Annotated in this window: 19 protein-coding genes and 1 riboswitch; of the genes, 2 read left to right on the top strand and 17 right to left on the bottom strand. The window is 48.0% G+C overall.

The window, feature by feature from the left end; genetic code table 11:
* Positions 1-120: 120 nt before the first annotated feature.
* The 6 genes from yabG to ACTJKB_RS30495 all read right to left on the bottom strand — a co-directional run bounded on the left by yabG (position 121) and on the right by ACTJKB_RS30495 (position 6710).
* Complete coding sequence (gene yabG, locus ACTJKB_RS30520; protein WP_440837989.1) at positions 121-1023, bottom strand: sporulation peptidase YabG; 903 nt, start codon at positions 1021-1023, stop codon at positions 121-123.
* 103 nt (positions 1024-1126) lie between these two features.
* Complete coding sequence (gene rsmA, locus ACTJKB_RS30515; RefSeq protein ID WP_440837988.1) at positions 1127-2011, bottom strand: 16S rRNA (adenine(1518)-N(6)/adenine(1519)-N(6))-dimethyltransferase RsmA; 885 nt, start codon at positions 2009-2011, stop codon at positions 1127-1129.
* Positions 2008-2559, bottom strand: coding sequence for a ribonuclease M5 (gene rnmV, locus ACTJKB_RS30510; RefSeq protein WP_440837987.1), 552 nt, complete (start codon positions 2557-2559; stop codon positions 2008-2010). Before rnmV ends, rsmA begins: the two co-directional genes overlap by 4 nt.
* Before the next feature lie 164 nt (positions 2560-2723).
* Complete coding sequence (locus ACTJKB_RS30505; RefSeq protein ID WP_440837986.1) at positions 2724-3884, bottom strand: ubiquitin-like domain-containing protein; 1161 nt, start codon at positions 3882-3884, stop codon at positions 2724-2726.
* A 290-nt stretch (positions 3885-4174) separates the two neighbouring features.
* Positions 4175-4403: riboswitch (cyclic di-AMP (ydaO/yuaA leader) on the bottom strand.
* Between the two features lie 198 nt (positions 4404-4601).
* The gene (locus tag ACTJKB_RS30500) at positions 4602-5372 is read right to left on the bottom strand and encodes a TatD family hydrolase (protein WP_440837985.1); all 771 of its coding nucleotides are present in this window, start codon (positions 5370-5372) and stop codon (positions 4602-4604) included.
* Positions 5373-5426: 54 nt separating this feature from the next.
* The gene (locus ACTJKB_RS30495) at positions 5427-6710 is read right to left on the bottom strand and encodes an HD domain-containing protein (RefSeq protein ID WP_440837984.1); all 1284 of its coding nucleotides are present in this window, start codon (positions 6708-6710) and stop codon (positions 5427-5429) included.
* A 305-nt stretch (positions 6711-7015) separates the two neighbouring features.
* On the opposite strand from ACTJKB_RS30495, the gene ACTJKB_RS30490 reads away from it, so the two are divergent.
* Positions 7016-7270 (top strand): AbrB/MazE/SpoVT family DNA-binding domain-containing protein, encoded by a 255-nt coding sequence (locus tag ACTJKB_RS30490; protein WP_019914502.1) that lies wholly within the window; start codon positions 7016-7018, stop codon positions 7268-7270.
* Positions 7271-7854: 584 nt separating this feature from the next.
* Here the strand turns inward: ACTJKB_RS30490 and rsmI are convergent.
* The 10 genes from rsmI to ACTJKB_RS30440 all read right to left on the bottom strand — a co-directional run bounded on the left by rsmI (position 7855) and on the right by ACTJKB_RS30440 (position 15596).
* Positions 7855-8757 (bottom strand): 16S rRNA (cytidine(1402)-2'-O)-methyltransferase, encoded by a 903-nt coding sequence (rsmI, locus tag ACTJKB_RS30485; protein ID WP_440837983.1) that lies wholly within the window; start codon positions 8755-8757, stop codon positions 7855-7857.
* Positions 8754-9527 carry a tRNA1(Val) (adenine(37)-N6)-methyltransferase gene (locus ACTJKB_RS30480; RefSeq protein WP_440837982.1) on the bottom strand — a complete coding sequence of 258 codons (774 nt, stop codon included), beginning with the start codon at positions 9525-9527 and terminating at the stop codon, positions 8754-8756. Before ACTJKB_RS30480 ends, rsmI begins: the two co-directional genes overlap by 4 nt.
* Before the next feature lie 132 nt (positions 9528-9659).
* The gene (locus ACTJKB_RS30475; RefSeq protein WP_074086907.1) at positions 9660-10025 is read right to left on the bottom strand and encodes an initiation-control protein YabA; all 366 of its coding nucleotides are present in this window, start codon (positions 10023-10025) and stop codon (positions 9660-9662) included.
* Between the two features lie 30 nt (positions 10026-10055).
* On the bottom strand, positions 10056-10856 hold the full coding sequence (locus ACTJKB_RS30470; RefSeq protein ID WP_440837981.1) for a PSP1 domain-containing protein: 801 nt from the start codon (positions 10854-10856) through the stop codon (positions 10056-10058).
* Positions 10857-10997: 141 nt separating this feature from the next.
* Positions 10998-11972, bottom strand: coding sequence for a DNA polymerase III subunit delta' (gene holB, locus ACTJKB_RS30465; RefSeq protein ID WP_440837980.1), 975 nt, complete (start codon positions 11970-11972; stop codon positions 10998-11000).
* Positions 11973-11989: 17 nt separating this feature from the next.
* The gene (locus tag ACTJKB_RS30460; protein WP_074086904.1) at positions 11990-12430 is read right to left on the bottom strand and encodes a YaaR family protein; all 441 of its coding nucleotides are present in this window, start codon (positions 12428-12430) and stop codon (positions 11990-11992) included.
* 42 nt (positions 12431-12472) lie between these two features.
* The gene (locus tag ACTJKB_RS30455) at positions 12473-12802 is read right to left on the bottom strand and encodes a cyclic-di-AMP receptor (RefSeq protein WP_020427905.1); all 330 of its coding nucleotides are present in this window, start codon (positions 12800-12802) and stop codon (positions 12473-12475) included.
* 118 nt (positions 12803-12920) lie between these two features.
* Complete coding sequence (tmk, locus tag ACTJKB_RS30450) at positions 12921-13562, bottom strand: dTMP kinase (RefSeq protein ID WP_074113430.1); 642 nt, start codon at positions 13560-13562, stop codon at positions 12921-12923.
* Positions 13563-15197, bottom strand: a complete 1635-nt coding sequence (locus tag ACTJKB_RS30445) for an aminotransferase class I/II-fold pyridoxal phosphate-dependent enzyme (protein ID WP_440837979.1) — start codon at positions 15195-15197, stop codon at positions 13563-13565.
* Positions 15198-15410: 213 nt separating this feature from the next.
* Positions 15411-15596 carry a sigma factor G inhibitor Gin gene (locus ACTJKB_RS30440; protein ID WP_020427902.1) on the bottom strand — a complete coding sequence of 62 codons (186 nt, stop codon included), beginning with the start codon at positions 15594-15596 and terminating at the stop codon, positions 15411-15413.
* Positions 15597-15806: 210 nt separating this feature from the next.
* Here ACTJKB_RS30440 and ACTJKB_RS30435 point away from each other — a divergent pair, with 210 nt between their 5' ends.
* A complete protein-coding gene (locus ACTJKB_RS30435; protein WP_440837978.1) occupies positions 15807-16331 on the top strand; it encodes a hypothetical protein in 525 nt (174 codons plus the stop codon).
* Positions 16332-16414: 83 nt separating this feature from the next.
* On the opposite strand, the gene ACTJKB_RS30430 is transcribed toward ACTJKB_RS30435, so the two are convergent.
* A complete protein-coding gene (locus tag ACTJKB_RS30430) occupies positions 16415-16828 on the bottom strand; it encodes a hypothetical protein (protein ID WP_440837977.1) in 414 nt (137 codons plus the stop codon).
* Between the last annotated feature and the right edge of the window lie 298 nt (positions 16829-17126).

Raw genomic sequence — 17126 nt, 5'->3', positions numbered from 1 at the left:
TGTTAGCCGTAATATCAGAGTGTAATATTCAAAAAGCAAGAAACACCGTAAACAGAAAAGCCCCACAAAAGTGGGGCTTAAGTGGGGCTTTTCTGAAGTGTCTGTTCACATATCCCGCGGCTACATCATCACCGATGGTGCTACTTTTAGAGTAGACAGATTCTGCAGGCGCGGCATTCCGATACGGAAGCTGCCACGGGTCTCGATTCCGCCCATGCCCTGGCTGCCGCTGATGGTATTATTCAGCACATCCCCCAGGCTGACGGAATCCCGGATGGAAGTAAAAGATGCCTTTGCCGCAATATAGACCGGATCCAGAGCATGAATCAGTATTCTTCCGGGAGAGCTGGCAAAGTTGGCCCCCGCACCGAGCAGTGCTTCGAAATGGGACTGGCAGGCTCCTGCCACAATAGTCAGTGTATCAAAATTCCGCTCATATTCCCGCGCAACCCTAATGGCCGCTACGAAGTTCTGCGAATTTTTGTAACTATTCAGGCTGTAGAGATCATAAGTATGCTGCTGCTTGAGTACTCCGTCATGTCCGGTAATAACAACAATATCCGGACGTACACGCGGCAACAGCCGATACAGCGTTTCGGCCATCTTTGACTCATGGATATGATGTCCTTCGGCGGGGATCCGCAACTGCTCGTATAGACTGAGGCTCTTCTTCAAATACAGTGCATCACCATCCAAGTGCAGCACTTTTCCCGGCACCTCAAAGTAAGCCAGCTCCTTGGGAGACTGGGGCCATGCCCCGGAGATACTCTCTCCGCTGCGCTGGCTCTGCTCCTGCCGGTCTTTACGCAGCCGGGTCAGGGATTCAGTGGCTTTAATCTGCGCCTGTTGTCCACGCTCTGTAATACGGGTAGGAGGCACCTGCACCAAGTCTTCCAAGGGCGCATCCGCCAGCAGGCGGAATTCGGTACCTTTGATGACGGCCCCGTTCTGCACGATATTCTCCACCCGGAACGTTACATCGCCACCGTAAGATTTGCGAACGACCAAGTCTCCTAAATTCATTTCAAACACCACCTCTACCCCATCGTATGGGCAAAGACCCCGGTTGGTTCATAATCAGCGGTGATTTGAAACATAAGAAAGGCATCAAGCCGTTTCTTCTTACCTAAATGATTCCGGCAGCAAGCAGTACGCTGCTTAACCGGGCATACTCCTCAAGACTGAGTGTTTCTCCGCGGCGGCTTGGCTCGATTCCAGCCTCAGCCAGCAGAGACTCCAGACGTTCTCGTCCCTCTTCCGGAAAGAACCGGGCTTTGAGATTATTGGCAATGGTTTTACGCCGCTGGGTGAAGGAAGCTTGTACAACCTCAAAGAAATGCTTCTCGTCTTCAACCTCTACCGGGGGACGCTCTCTCACCTTGAGACGGATCACGGCCGACTCCACGTTCGGTTGAGGAATGAATACCGTGCGCGGCACTATGCAGACCAGTTCAGGTTCACTATAGTACTGCACAGCGATACTAAGGCTGCCATATTCTTTCCCGCCAGGTGAAGCTGCCATACGTTCGGCAACCTCCTTTTGAATCATCACCACGATATTATTAAGCGGCAGTTTTTCTTCAAGCAGCTTCATGAGGATTGGAGTGGTTACATAGTACGGCAAATTGGCAACTACACTGACTCTTTCCACAGCCGCAAAATCCTCAGCGAATAATTCCTGCAAATTTACTTTCAACACATCATCGTTCCGGATTTTGACATGCGGGTAAGAGGCGAGAACATCCCGAAGTATCGGGATCAGCCGCCGGTCAATCTCTACTGCTGTCACCACTCCAGCGGACATTGCCAGCCTCTCGGTCAAAGCGCCAATGCCTGGTCCAATCTCTAGTGCACCTGCTGCCTGGTCCAGGCCTGCAGCATCCACAATCTTGTCCAGTATATTCTGGTCAATCAGAAAATTCTGGCCCAAGCTTTTCTTAAATGAGAACCCGTAACGCTGGATAATTTCCTTAGTGCGTACCGGGGATGAGATATGATTGTTGCCACTCATGAGGTAATGCCTCCCTGATCAATTTGCGCGAGAGCATTTACAAATTCCTCTCGTGATATTCCAAACATCGCCAACCGCTTGTACAGCTGCTTACCGTTACAGTAGCCGATCCCCAGCAAATTGCCCAGCGCCATTCTACGCTCCGCTGCCCGGGGATGCACCATCATCCCCGCAGCCATCAGATCCTCCAACCCAATCAGGGCCGGGGCGCCTTCAAAGGAAGTATGAACATGCTCAAGCGCGTGACGAATGGCCTCCGGAGAAGCATTTTCAACTCCGATGTCACCTTTACGGGTAGCATCTTTTTCAGGAATGAACGCATGCTTGCAGCCTGGCACCTTAGAAGACACAATCTTCCGGATCCGTTCACCGGCGTGATCAGGATCAGTTAGAATAATGACCCCTCTGCGCTCCATGGCCAGCGCAATCCTGGCGATTACTTTGCGGTTAACTGCTGAACCACCTGTTTCAATGGTATCCGCATCTACAGCACGCTTAACAGCAACTGTATCGCTTTTACCTTCCACAACAATTAATTCCTTGATCATTTACAAAACTCCTTACTCTGCAACGCAAAAAGAAGAGGATTCGCTCCCCTTCTTATTGGCTAAAGAATGTATAAGTGATGAGCGGCAGCTCTATAATTCCGTAACAGTCTTAAGTGCTACCCTCACTATATCTTATAAACCACTAATTTGCAAAAATCTGCTGCTTAATTCAGCTCTGGCTTCACAGGTCCGATCACATAAATCGTACGCGATTTACGGCCGAAGTTACGGGCATGGCTCAGTGAATCATAATAGACATCCACCTTGTTGCCTTTAATGGCACCGCCGGTATCCTCTGCACGGCGAAACCCAAGTCCCTCAATGTACACCCACCAGCCAATAGGTATTACGTCTGGATCTACAGCGATGGTCCGACCTTCCGTTACGCGTGTGCCGGAAGCCGTACGGGTACCAATACCAGGCTCTTCAGATGAATACGCCGTCATCGATACATTTTTGATTATTTTTTTGTACTCGAAATCCATGCCTGCCTTACTGGCAACATTATTACTGTTCGCGCTAACTTTAGATGATTTTGTGGTAGTGGTTGAATTGGAAGTTGCAGTAGTAGCTACAGCAGCCTTGGGAAGTGCCTTGGTACCAATAGCAATGATCTTGTCTTTGGTAACCGCCTGTACTTCCTTGCCCATCATACGCATAGATGCCAGCTCGCCATCTTGATAGATTTTCTCAATATGCTGGATCATTACGCCCGGTTTGCCTGCTTGTGCGACTCTTACAGTTCCCTTGGTCAGGGAGGGGTCTGCGGTCTTAATTACTCGGAAAGGTAAATTCGTTGTCCGCTGTACCACTTGCTTGTTGATTCGGACAATTTTGATTTCCATGTCGGCAGAAACTGCAGTGTTGAGCGAAGGATAAATCTTATCGTAGCTTTCCAGGCTGATGCCCAGTTTGTCAATTGCCTGACCGATGGTATCCTCGGTCGTGTACAGCATTTTGGTTGTTCCATCCGCAGTAAGCTTAAAGGCCTGCGCACGGTTGATTACGACACGGTCGCCGTCTTTTATTTCATCACTAAGGCCAATGGATAAAGCATCATGCGGCTGCAGCGAAATTTGTTCCTTTGCCAGCACATCGCTGAGCAGCGCATCCCGCGTCTCCAGCGTTTGTACCTTTCCGTCTATTACTAAAGTTATTTCTTTAATGCTTTGACCGTGTACGTACAGCAGAATTACCAGCGCGATAACGATTGATGCTGCGCCTGCAAGTGAAAGTACGCGAGGATTCACTTGTTTCCACCGTAATGCGAAAGACCTGCTGGATGATTGCGAATCATGGGATACTTCTGGTTGGAATACGCCCATTCTCTCCATCCTCCTTACATAGCCCCGTCGTCCAAGTTGTATAACAAAGGTGACTTTATCACTTCTGACGAAACTAGGTTTGAGATTGCACAGGATACGCCCGCATTGCTTTAGCGTTTCCTGCTCATGGACCGCCTGCTCGGCATAGCTACTCCAGACATCTGTTGTATAACAGTATGCTGGGAACATCCGCATTATTCAAAAAACAAAAAAAGCCCAAAAGAGTTCACAGAGGACTCTTTCGTGGCTCTCCGGGTGTCAGAATACGCGGGAATGTTTATGCACGAGGTTTCCTCTCTTACTTGCGCTTACGGGGTTAGCTGTCGGGTTCGGGCATAAGAGAGACGCCCTATCTCAGGTCACCCGCTCACGGCGGTTGCCCTCAAATTCACCCCAAAGACCACGTGAAGAAATCAAATAAAGTCTACGGCATTTCTATGTTGTACTCTATGTACGGACATGCGGCAGATCATTATTGGTTCCCCCGTTCTCCATACGGAGACTCAGCGAGACGATCCATGAAATTGTGACTGTCACAGTAACAACAGCTCACTTCACTGAAAAGATGATATCCTGTTTTGATGCATGTTGTAAAGCACGATTCAACCACGTTTACGCAAAAAAATCATTAAAATATTGTAATAATCAGCCGTTTTTTTATTAAAAAAGTTTAATATATCGGCTATACTTCTTTTTTCACCTGTTTTTCTCCCGTTTTCACACAATTCCAAATCGTTCCAGTGCGTTCGCATACGTAATTTCAGCTAATTCCTGTAAATCAATCCCTTTTATTTCCGCTGCCGCCTCAGCGACAAGCTTCACATGAGCACTCTCATTTCGCTTCCCGCGGAAGGGGTGAGGCGTCAGATATGGGGAGTCGGTTTCGATCAAAAGCCGGTCCATTGGAGTCTGGGCAAGCACCTCTTTAGGCACCCTGGCATTCTTGAAAGTCACAGGTCCACCGAAGGATAAATGAAAGCCCAGATCAAGACACATTTTGGCCGTTTCCCAGCTCCCGGAAAAAGAGTGCATAACACCGCCAATTTCATTTGCCTTCTCTTCCCGCAAAATTCGTACCACATCCTCGTGGGCATCACGATTATGAATACAGATAGGCATTTTCAGTTCCCGTGCCATTCGAATCTGTTTGCGGAATACCTCATGCTGTACCTCTTTTGGAGAAGTATCCCAGTAGTAATCCAGTCCAATTTCTCCGATAGCTACCACCTTTTTATGGCTGCACAGGGAGGCAATCCAGTCCATATCCTCCTCTTTCATGTCAATGGCGTCCACGGGGTGCCAGCCAACTGCTGCATAAATATAATCATACGATTCTGCCAATTTCATTGTCGTTGGAATCGTTTCCCGGTTAAATCCGATGTTAATCATCTTGCTGACACCAGCCTCTAACGCACGGGCAATAACCTCCTCACGGTCCTCGTCGAATTGCGGTGCATCCAGATGAGTATGTGTGTCGAATAAACGCATGCTGCATCGTCCTTTCAGTCTTGTTTTCTATGATGAATTCCAGAAATTTTTGTATTATTTTGCAAAGATCTCAGCGATAGAGTCAGGCAGCTGTGTAAGCACATTTTGCAGCTTGTCCTGCGGAAAATAAAGGTGATACCGCCCGCGGTGAATGCCGCTGATTGAGCGGACTATATCCGATACTTCAGAGATTTCCCGCAGTTTGTCATGCCGGTCAAGCAGCAAAATTTGTTTGCTGTCAAAGCCCTGCCCCGGACGGAAAACATCATACGGAAGATCTGTCGGATAATCAATTTCCAGGTCGTAATCAGGACGTAGCCCGGCACCGGCAAAACTGCGGCGGATTTCGTCAATCGTCTCCGAATCGAGATGGTCCATCTCCACATATTTATACAGTTTACGATGAATAAATCGGCTGCACAAGTCAGCTAAGGTTTCATCGGATTCCAGCGTCCACTGCATAAAGGCAGTCTGGACCAAGGCTTCATCCAGCAGTAAATACTGTTCAACATTAATCTCTCCACAAAATAAATCACTGAGCGGATTGATCATAAAGCGGAAAGAGTAACCCTCCTGGAGAAGTTCTTTTGCCCTGCGGAAAATCTGGCGCAGAATAATCTCCGAGCTGCGCGTAACCGGATGAAAGTATACCTGCCAGTACATCTGGTACCGTGACATCAAATAATCCTCAATAGCATGCATGCCTGATTCCTTTACGACAACCCGACCGTTATAAGGACGCAGCATTCTCAGAATACGGTCAATATCGATTGTCCCATAGTTCACCCCAGTGTAGTAAGCATCACGCAGTAAATAATCCATGCGATCCGCATCCAGAGGACCGGACACCAGGTTAACGACGATTTCATGCTCATACGTTTTGGCAATTACAGAGGCAACCTTGTGCGGGAAATCCTCACTCACATCCCGCAGTATAGCAGTAATTTCCGTATTCTCCTGTATAATTCTGCAGGTCCAGTCCTCGTGGTTCATTTCAAAAGCTTCTTCTATAGAATGGGAAAACGGTCCATGTCCCAAATCATGCAAGAGCGCTGCACATAATGTGAGCAGACTCTCCTCAGGCATCCAATCCTTGTACCCGCTTCGTTCAAACTGGGAAATGATTCGCCGTGTAATTTCGTAAACGCCCAAGGAGTGGGAGAAACGGCTATGCTCTGCTCCGTGGAAGGTTAGATAAGAGGTCCCAAGCTGGCGAATGCGACGCAAACGCTGAAATTCGCTGGTATTAATCAATCGCCAGATGATCGTATCCTGAACATGAATATAGTTGTGTACCGGGTCTTTAAAAACCTTCTCTTCTGTCAGCGGTTGCTTCATAAGTTCAACTCCTTTGGATAATAAGAATAGAAATCAGTTGAAACAAAGGTTATAATAGTAGATAATGTCGCACTTTGTCGAACAATGACGTTTTATCGATTTACAAATCGACAAATCACTTTTTAGCAATTTTCGTACGATTCGCGTTATTTATAAGCGTCACAAAAGTTTTTTTCAAAATTCCCTTGAAATTGGCCGTAAAAAAGGTTGACTGTTTTGGGAATGGTTGGTATTATAAATATCATAAAACGGTGAACATTGTCGAATAATGACGCTTTTGAACATTGAGAGGAGCAACGATTACAATGATGAAATCAACAGGTATAGTTAGAAAAGTAGATGAGCTAGGACGGGTTGTTATTCCAATTGAATTGCGCCGTACACTGGGCATCGGAGAAAAAGATGCGCTCGAAATTTACGTGGACGGTGAGCGGATCATGCTTAAAAAATATGAGCCTGCTTGCATATTCTGTGGCAATGCTGAAAATGTAACCTACTTCAAAGGAAAAATTGTTTGTCACGAATGCATTTCTGCCATCCCTACCCCTGTGACAAATTAAAACAAATAGGTTATAATAAGAACTAATCAAATTGTTAATTCTAACCTTTTTATATCTCCTTGGCCTCCCGTTATTGCGGGAGGTATTTTTTATGCTGTTTTACCCTCCTAAGGTTTACCCTCCCTACAGGGAGGGCCCCAAGGGCCACGGCCCTCTGGACACCCGGAAGCTTGTCTGATCATGTGGCCGCGCGTAAAGGAGTAACGGTTAATGGTAGACCGGCCCTCTTTCGGGCAAGCCCTCGGGGCCTTGTCATGCGAAGGGTTTCGCCATAGGCTACGCTCCTATAGCGGCTACGCAAGGCGCTCCCGGGTAACGTGCGGTGCAGCAAGCCGCTCTCCCTGCGGGAATCGCTCTACAGCGACGTGACTGAGTGACTATGGTGCTTGTTATTTATTGGCGGGAGAGCGACTTTAGATCCACTTACGCGCTCTCCCTGCAGGATTCGCTTAGCTCCAGATATTCACTCCAAATTCTCCCTATACCATATATATAAATGTAGAAACTACATTTACAACTAATATAAGGAATAACTTTATGCAAATATATAGGTAAAATGCAGATATTTCCTCGACGATATTTCCTTACTCTTTTTCCAGTAGAGCATTATAAATATCCCGTTTGGCCAACCCACGATCTGATGCTGCTTTTTTCATAGCGTCCTTACGTGTCAGTCCGGAAGTTTCATAATGGGCTACATGCTCCTCGATACCGAGTTCACGCCACCAGGAAGATTCGGCGAGCTTGGCCTCCTCTTTGCTCTCACCCTCCAGCACAATCACGTACTCACCCAGTGGTGGATGCTCTGACAACCAGACCACACATTCTTCAATAGTTCCGCGCAGGAACTCCTCGTACCGTTTTGTTAATTCACGGGCAAGTACAACCTGGCGGTTTCCGAAAGTCTCCTGCAGATGAGCCAATGTTTTTGCTACGCGGTGCGGTGATTCATAGAACAATAGGGTGCCTTGCGCTGAACGGAGACCTGACAGCACGGTGCGAATATCCTTACGCTCCCTTGGCAAGAACCCGATGAAGGTGAAACTGGTTGTAGGCAGGCCGGAAGCAATCAAAGCAGACAGCGCCGCATTTGCTCCGGGGATCGGAATCACGGGAATACCATGGCTGACCGCAAGCGCTACGAGATCAGCTCCAGGGTCGGAAATGGCCGGCAGGCCGGCGTCGCTGACCAGTGCCAGATTTTTACCTTCTATTATATAGCGGATAAGCTCTGGTCCACTGGCCGCCTTATTATGCTCATGATAACTGAACAGCATCGAAGGTGTGATTTCGAAGTGGCTGAGTAATTTGCGGGTCTGTCTCGTATCCTCGGCGGCGATAATATCGCATTCCTGCAGTGTTCGCACAGCACGATACGTCATATCCTCCAAGTTGCCAATGGGGGTCGCCACCAGATACAAGGAGCCAGTTCCTTTTTGCTCATCTTTATTCCTGTTTTGAAAGCTGCTTTGACACGAGATCGTCATGATTTACCCTCTTTAGCTCCGTAGTAGATATCCAGAATTTCCGGACAATATTGATTGTCCTCATTATATACGATCAATGGGGGTTGTAAACGTACCTCTGGCTTGCCGTCCCGTGCAGCCTCGATTAATACCATATTAGCCTCCAGATGGGCACGCGGATGAACAAAACGGATCAGCTTCGGCTCCAGCCGGTATTGTCTCATCAGACTGATGATATCCACCAGACGCTGCGGCTTGTGAACCATGCTTACCTTTCCCCCGGTTCGGACAAGCCGTACACAGGCCTGAATGACTTCCTCAAGAGTGCATCCCAGCTCGTGGCGGGCCATAGCCTGATGGGTATTCAGTTTTAGGTCACTCCCATTCAGCGGCATATAGGGCGGGTTAACGGTTATCGCATCATACACACCGTATCCCGCCGTATGGTGCAGCTCTCGTAAATCCCCCTCATGTATAATTACCCGATCCTCCAGCCCGTTCATCGCTACGCTTCGACGAGCCATATCTGCCAGACGCGGCTGAATCTCAATACCTTCTATAGTGGCCTTGGTACGTGTGGTAAGAAGCATCGGGATCACGCCATTGCCTGTACACAGATCCAGTACCTTGCCACGCGGCGGTACACTGGCGAATCTTGCAAGCAACACTGCATCCATTGAAAAGCTGAACACCTCGTCGCTCTGAATAATCTTTAAGTCATGTGTCAGTAAATCATCTACCCGCTCTGCGCCATACAAAGGAACCGGCACATCGTTAAAAGAATTCGTCATAGTGTTCTCCTAAAAGTTTTGCTTAAGTATATACTTCATGAACTGTCTTCGAAACAAAGTTTGCTTCAGAAGCATACGCCCTGCTAAATTCAAAAAAAACCGTAGGCGTAAATCTCCTACGGCTGGATTTGCTCATTTATTAAGAAACGAAAGACAGAACAGGCAGTCACCCTCTGTACGTAAATGCCCGAAATAGACATTGCAGATGTGAAAACCTTCATGATAGAGCCGCGCCAGATTGTCATAGCCTTCCCCGACAACCTCCTCTGCTCCCTCACTTGCGGCCAAAAGAGCCTCTGCTTCAGCAGAATGGGCAGCAGGGTCCAAAGGCGCCTCCCGCTTCAATATTTTACGAAGCTGTTCATTCTCCAGACTTAGCCTTTGATTGGCTTCCATTAATTCCTTAACCGTCTGTTTCCAATCTCCGAGACTTGCGCGCATGTTTTCCATCTGCGCTTCCATCTCCTGCATGTGTGCAAATATATTTATCTTCTCCAAGTTTCCACCCCGAAAGTAACCTTATATGGTTTACTTGACGACAACATCATCCATTGGAAGTTCTTTAACTTTGCCCACTTCGAACAACTGTACATGAACTGTACGGCTTCCGGCATTAATACCTACGACTTTACCGTCACCTAATGAGGTTACGACTAGCTTGCCTACCGCTGGCATTTCTTCCTTCGTACTTTCGTAATTATCATGCTCAAATTTCAAGCAACACATGAGTCTTCCGCAAAGACCCGAGATCTTTGTTGGGTTTAGTGAGAGATTTTGGTCTTTAGCCATTTTTATGGATACAGGCTCGAAATCTCCAAGCCAGGAGGAGCAGCAAAGCACCCGACCACAAGGCCCTAACCCACCGAGCATCTTAGCCTCATCACGCACCCCGATCTGCCGCAGCTCAATGCGGGTACGGAAGATGCTTGCCAGATCCTTGACCAACTCACGGAAATCGACCCGACCCTCCGCAGTAAAATAAAAAATAATCTTATTGCGGTCAAACGTAAATTCCACATCCACAAGCTTCATTTTGAGGCCATGATCGCGGATTTTATTTAAACAGGTGGTAAAAGCATCCTTTGCTGCACCTTTGTTCTCTTCCACCACGCGTGCGTCCGTCTCTCCGGCAATCCGCATGACCTTTTTGAGAGGCAACACCACATCCGCTTCCTGCACCTCTTTTTTTCCTACGACAACTTTACCGTATTCAATGCCTCTTGCTGTCTCCACAATCACACATTGATCCCGTTCAATCGGAAAATCGAGCGGATCAAAATAATATATTTTACCCGCTTTTTTAAAGCGGACACCTACTACGCTGTACAAAAATTAACCCCCTTGTTTGCCGGTAAAAGGAACCCTTAAGCAAGTCCGCTCCCTGGTGATCCATGCTTGTCCTTCCTCATCCGTTAAACCCATACTTCCAGGCTGAAGCGTTGATCCGGAGGATATATCAAAACTAACCCATTAACTTTCCAATCGGATTAGGAACTGTTCCAGACACAATTGAGCATTGGCATTGGATCGCAGCTTACGCTTGCTCTCTGCAGCAAATTCCATATAGGCCACCCATTGTTCCGTACTCCGCTGACGGGCATGTCTGGAAATAAAGTCTAACTGATCTATGAAAACGATACTTTCATGCTTTCGGTACAGGAAGTAAAGCATATCTTTGAACCATAAGTGGAACATGCTGAACAGGATATCCAAATGTTCACTGAGTCCGGTCTTGAACAGCTTCTGCCCGGCGGTTACTACCGCGGAGCTGCCCTTGCCCAAAGACTCCTTCGCTAATTGTAACACTAGATTTCTCATTTCTGCAAACCAATTCTGTGCCAAAAGTTCCCTGCAGCCATCAAGTCCCGAAGTCAGTGATACCGCACATCGTGCCAGTGGCACCGGAACCCCCTCACTGGACAGCGCCTGAAGCATAATGTCCGGATGTAGGGGACTAAATGGAATGCGCTGCGTTCTTGACTGGATTGTCGGCAGCAGGGAACTGCTGTTGTCGGAAATCAGAATGCCCACTGCAGGTGCCGGGGGCTCCTCTAAAAACTTAAGCAGACTGTTTGCGGCCTGAACCGTCATTTTGTCCGCTCCTTCTATAATATACACCTTTGGGTTAACACCCTCTGAGCGGTATGAGAACATGCGTTGCAGCTCGCGAATCTGATCAATTTTGATGCTTGCCCCATCAGGCTTAAGCAGAGATAAATCCGGATGGTTTCCATGTTCTACCTTGCGGCATTCCAGACATTCTCCGCACGCATCATCTTCACTGGTGGTACAAAATATAGCTTGGGCAAACATCAGCGCCGTCTTCATTTGACCACTTCCGGGTGGTCCTGTGAACAAATAGGCATGGCTTACTGCATCCTTACGTAATGCGTTTTGAAGCAGGCGTTTGGCATCCTCCTGGCCTAATATATCATGAAAAGACATACATTCCTCCAAGTCTTTTAAAAAGAAAGGTTGATCAGCAAACCTCGAATTTCTCCGACACGTCCCAGCAAATCTATACGGCCCTGCTCACTCTCCAGCAGTTCATCAGCCATATTTAGCAGAGCGGCATCTATTTCCTCCAGCAGTTTGTAACGTTTCCCCCGCCCTCGGCGGTCCCAGCCCTTGGTCTCCTTCAGAATAACACCCCTTCGGGCGGTTTCTTCCAGGAATTTTTTGATCATATTCCGGTATATCGCAAGTTCACGAACCGTCATGGATTTGGCAAGCCGGTCTCCCTGCTGCTGAATATCCTTGATCTTTTGGTTCAGCTCATCTATCGTTTTTTGTTCACCTTGCTGCTGAAATATATCGGTAAAGGTTTTCTGCTGAACGGGCCTCCCCGCTCCAGCTGTCGGCAGCTCACTTTTCAAGGGCCTGTAGCCGGGATTGATTTTCAAAGATTCCACCGCCCCTTTACAGAGAATTTATCTATACTATGCTCAATAATGCTCAAAACGATCGACAGGAAGTACAAATACGGTGGCCCCGCCAACTTGAACCTCTACGGGAAGCGGTAAATAGGAATCCGTCGTACCACTCATTGGAGTCACTGGGGTGACAAGCTGTTCACGTACCTTGCAACTGTTACGAATAACAGTTAATACAGCTTCCACCTGAGAGTCATCAACACCAATCATAAATGTAGTGTTGCCTGCCCGTAGAAATCCGCCTGTACTGGCCAGCTTCGTTGCACGAAAGTTTGCTTTGACTAGTTCACTCGACAACCGGTTGCTGTCTTTATCCTGGATAATTGCAATGATCAGATTCATCTTCGCTATCCCTCCTAAAAGTTTTGTGAGCTTGGTTTCATACATTCACTTCGTACAAATACCCGCTTCGATAGCATACGCTTAGTTTGGTACACTTAGTTTAATTAGACAAAACGTCCTAAAAATCCTTTAATATTCGTTCTTTCAGTATACGGACAATATCTTGCTCCACCATGTGAATAGGACGGTTGGCATCAAGCACCACGATCCGCTCAGGATCAGACTTTATGACTTGGCAATATCCATCCCTAACCTTTTGATGAAAAGCCAGACTCTCCAAGTCGAGACGGTTCACTTCCCGTTCCTCATTGGCAGCAATCCGAGACAACCCTACTTCCGGGTCCACATCAAGATAAAACGTGAGATCCGGGGTACGTCCGCTGGTAGCAAATTGATTAATTTTCCTTACCTCTTCGATACCCAATCCTCTGGCATAGCCCTGATAAACTAGACTGCTGTCGACAAAACGGTCACATAGCACAGTAAGTCCTTCTTTAAGTGCCGGCTCGACCACTTCCGCCAAATGCTGGCTTCGGGATGCTGCATATAGCAGCGCTTCCGTACGCGCATCCATCGCAGTGTGGGCAGGATCGAGAATTATGGAACGGATTTTCTCAGCAATTTCAATGCCGCCAGGTTCGCGGGTAATCAGGTAAGGCATGGAATGATTCTGCAGATAGGCCGCTACTCTGCCGAGTACTGTTGTTTTTCCAGAGCCATCGCCTCCCTCCAGAGTAATAAAGAAACCTTCTTGTGCCACTTATGCGTCTCCGCCCTTCTTAATGTTGTAAACCAGAATTTGTTGTAAAACCGGATCCGCACAGGCCTGGAATTTGGCTCCCCCCTGGCTGAGGCCGATTAGCCGTTTGCAGATATCTTCACTTATCTCTTCTCCTGGATATAGAAGTGGAATCCCCGGCGGATAGGGTATAACCATTTCCGCCGCCATTCTACCCGTACTATATTCAAGCCCTATACTTTCGGTTTCCAATGGATTCACTGGTTTCATCGAAAATAACACAGGGCTCGAAATTAAATTATTCGTGAAATTGTTCCACGTGGAATTTTTTGCAGAAGCAGGAACCAACCCATCTACTGACAGGGTAGGCAGGCATTCCGTTGAAAATCCCTGCCTAGTTGTATCTTCATGCAGGTTTACCGTTGCACCTGATGTCTCCTCGGCTATCCCCCGCAACGCAGCCAGCAGCAGCTCTGTATCCTCCGCCTTCGAGCCAAGGCTTAAGGCAAGCACCACGTGCCGGTCGTCACTCATCTCCGGCACGATGCCCCTCTCTTCGAGCCTGCGCTGCAGCTCGAAGCCCCCCAGGACCCCGGCGGCGTCATATATGACCGCCTTAAAGGGGTCCTGGGTGCTGTATGCCGCCACGCTCTGCGGCGGCATATCTGTTGCGGCACCAGCACCCGCGGCGCCGCAGTCGGGCTGCAGCGGCTCTGCCGGCTGCAGCAGCCCGTAGCGCGGCAGCGAAGCCAGGCCGCGCCGCAGTACATCCACGGCGGCGAGTCCCGCCGTGAAGGCCCCGGCCCGCTGGCTATGCACCAGCCGGCGGGCCAGATCGAGCGAAGCCATCATGGGATATGATGGGCTGGAGCTCTGAACCATGGCCAGCCGCTGCCGCAGCAGCGCGCGGTCAAGCCATGGCCCTTGCACATGCAGCATGGCGCCCATCGTCAGCGCTGGCAGCATCTTGTGCGTGGACTGCACCACGCCGTCCGCGCCACACATCAGCGCTCCCGCTGGCAGCGCAGGGTGCTGTCCATAATGCGCCCCATGAGCCTCATCCACCAGCAGCGGAACACCGCTGTCGTGGCAGGCCTGCGCGAGGGGCGCAAGATCACTGCCCATGCCATAGTAATTTGGCATGGTGACCAGAACAGCAGCGGCCTCAGGGTAGGCTGCAAGAGCAGCCTGAACCGTCTCAACCGCCGGAGCAACCATAAGGCCGCTGTGCCTATCCATCTGCGGCTCCACAAAAACAGCACGCACCCCAGCCAGCATCAAACCATGGATAACTGACTTGTGAACATTCCGCTGAAGGATAAGTGTCATTCCAGGCTCAGGGCACACCGTAAGGATCAACGCCAAATTACCGGAAGTACTGCCCCCAACCAGAAAAAAGCTCTCCTCGGCCCCAAAACAATCCGCTGCCAGCTCCTGCGCTTCCTGAATTACTCCTTCGGGATGATGAAGATCATCCGTTCCGGTAATTTCAGTTACATCGTACCTCATCACCTCTCTTAAGAAACCGGCACTTTCTTGCCCTCGATAGGCTTCTCCGTTCTTATGTCCAGGTACATGATAAGAGATATTACCCTTTACTCTATATTGTTCCAGCATTTCATATACAGGTGCCCTGCCAGGCTCTAGTCTGTCCATCTTTTCTTCCTTCCCTGGGGGTTACCTTCTATTTTAACGCAAATATCCCCACACGCCTATATTTCGCCCAAAATGCTTAATCACATAACAAAACAGCTCCTCCCGCCAAAAGAACAGGTGAAGCCGTTATATTGGTAATTCTTAATGGTGCAGATACTAATTCGGTCTATTATCAATTCTCTACTATTCATTTAAGCCTACCACATACTTTGTTCACGCATTCTTTTGCAGATCAATCTTCTTCATCCGGCCTACGAAAAAGCGGTATTTGGCGTCTTCAGCCTCGGTACGTACCATCTCAGCCTCACAATCCTCGCAAATGAAATGCGAGACAATCACGATTCCTTCTTCTTTCATCTGCCCGCAGATGATGCAGGCTTGCTCGGTTTGCTGTTCCATTACCATCCCACCTTGACTCTTTTAAGAACAGTATGATACACTTTCTATCATTTTAAACCTTTTCATAGATTTTTCCTATCCTGCATTGGCTTAAAATATATGTATTCATCAGCCGCCCAAACGGTGATTATGCCTAAGTGAGTTTAATAAAACGTCTTCACCCGCCGATATTAGTATCATAAGGACTTGTGAGGAGGTCAGCGCTTTCTTATGGAAGCAAACAATAAAGGCTCGGCTACATTCTACCAGTACAAACTAATCAAAAAAATCAATACTTCTGCCGCTTGGCTGCGTGTCTATAAGGCGCTTCCCATCATCTGTGTGGTGTTTGAGACCATTTTCCTCTCTTGGTGGAGCATCCTGTTTATGATCATTGCCGCACCCGTCGTTCTGTGGATTCAGTATGTAATCTCACGTTCGGTTCTGCTGATTTCTGGCCATCCCATTGCTAAGCGGTGGAAAATGTCATTCCGCCTGCCATGGCCCGGATATATGCCCGACCAATACATCAACTATGGTATTTTTCGCAAAGTACAACTTCATAACTTCTGGATCGGCCTTTCCATCACCGCACTTTTTATCGTCTGGGCGCCTTTAGCCTTCACTGTGTCTTTGGCAGTATTTCATTTATGGGTACTCTTACCCCGGTTGTATACACTATTCCGCTTGCACCGCGAACAAAAGGACGGTATGTTGAAGTTTACCCCAACCGATGCCTCCTATTACTCGCAATAGAAATATCATATATATATACATACGGCAAAGGCCACAACATTTGCAGCATAAACAACCGCCATCCTGCTATGGATGGCGGTTGTTTATTTTGTCTTTAGCCCTTTAATTGAGGCCTTCTTTTCCTTCGGAATCATGACTATAAAGTAACCATTGTGCACGGTTAAGTGTACAATCACTCCATCCTTCTGATAAACCCGGGAATTTGTCGAATCCTCTTCCTTTTGTTCTTCCCATCCCCAAGCTTCTATTGCCTTCCGGTAAGGTTCCGGTACACCTTCCTTTTCCTTAAGATCAGGCATAGAATACCGGACATAATCCATAGCTACATTACTAGTTGTCCGGTCCGTAGAATTAGCTTCCTTAGGAACAGGAAAACCCTTTTCGTTAAGAGCCCCTTCAAAGGTGTCCCAGGCTGGCTCCTTTGTTCCACAACCAACCAGCATTACACCAACTATACAAAGAATGAATACTATCCATAATGGTCGGTTTCGCTTCATACCTAAATCCTCCTTACCACTGCCATGCATCTAAAGACACAAGAAAATTAAATGCTAGGATTTATCAGTAGTCCATTCGTATTAAGGAAGTGCTTAATATTTGCACTTTTCTATTATACTTGGAACAGAAAGTTCGTCGGTAACAAAAATGTCACTCAATTGAAAGCGTTTTATTTATTTTTTTGCACATAAACCACAACATCTTATATGGACAAAACAATAAAAAAGCCATTGTCGATTGCTCAACAATGGCTTCATGTGCTTGGCGGCGTCCTACTCTCCCAGGACCCTTCGGTCC

The sequence above is a fragment of the Paenibacillus sp. 22594 genome, from assembly GCF_052044425.1.
Lineage (GTDB): Bacteria > Bacillota > Bacilli > Paenibacillales > Paenibacillaceae > Paenibacillus_AQ.
This window is presented reverse-complemented; position numbering and strand designations above follow the sequence as displayed.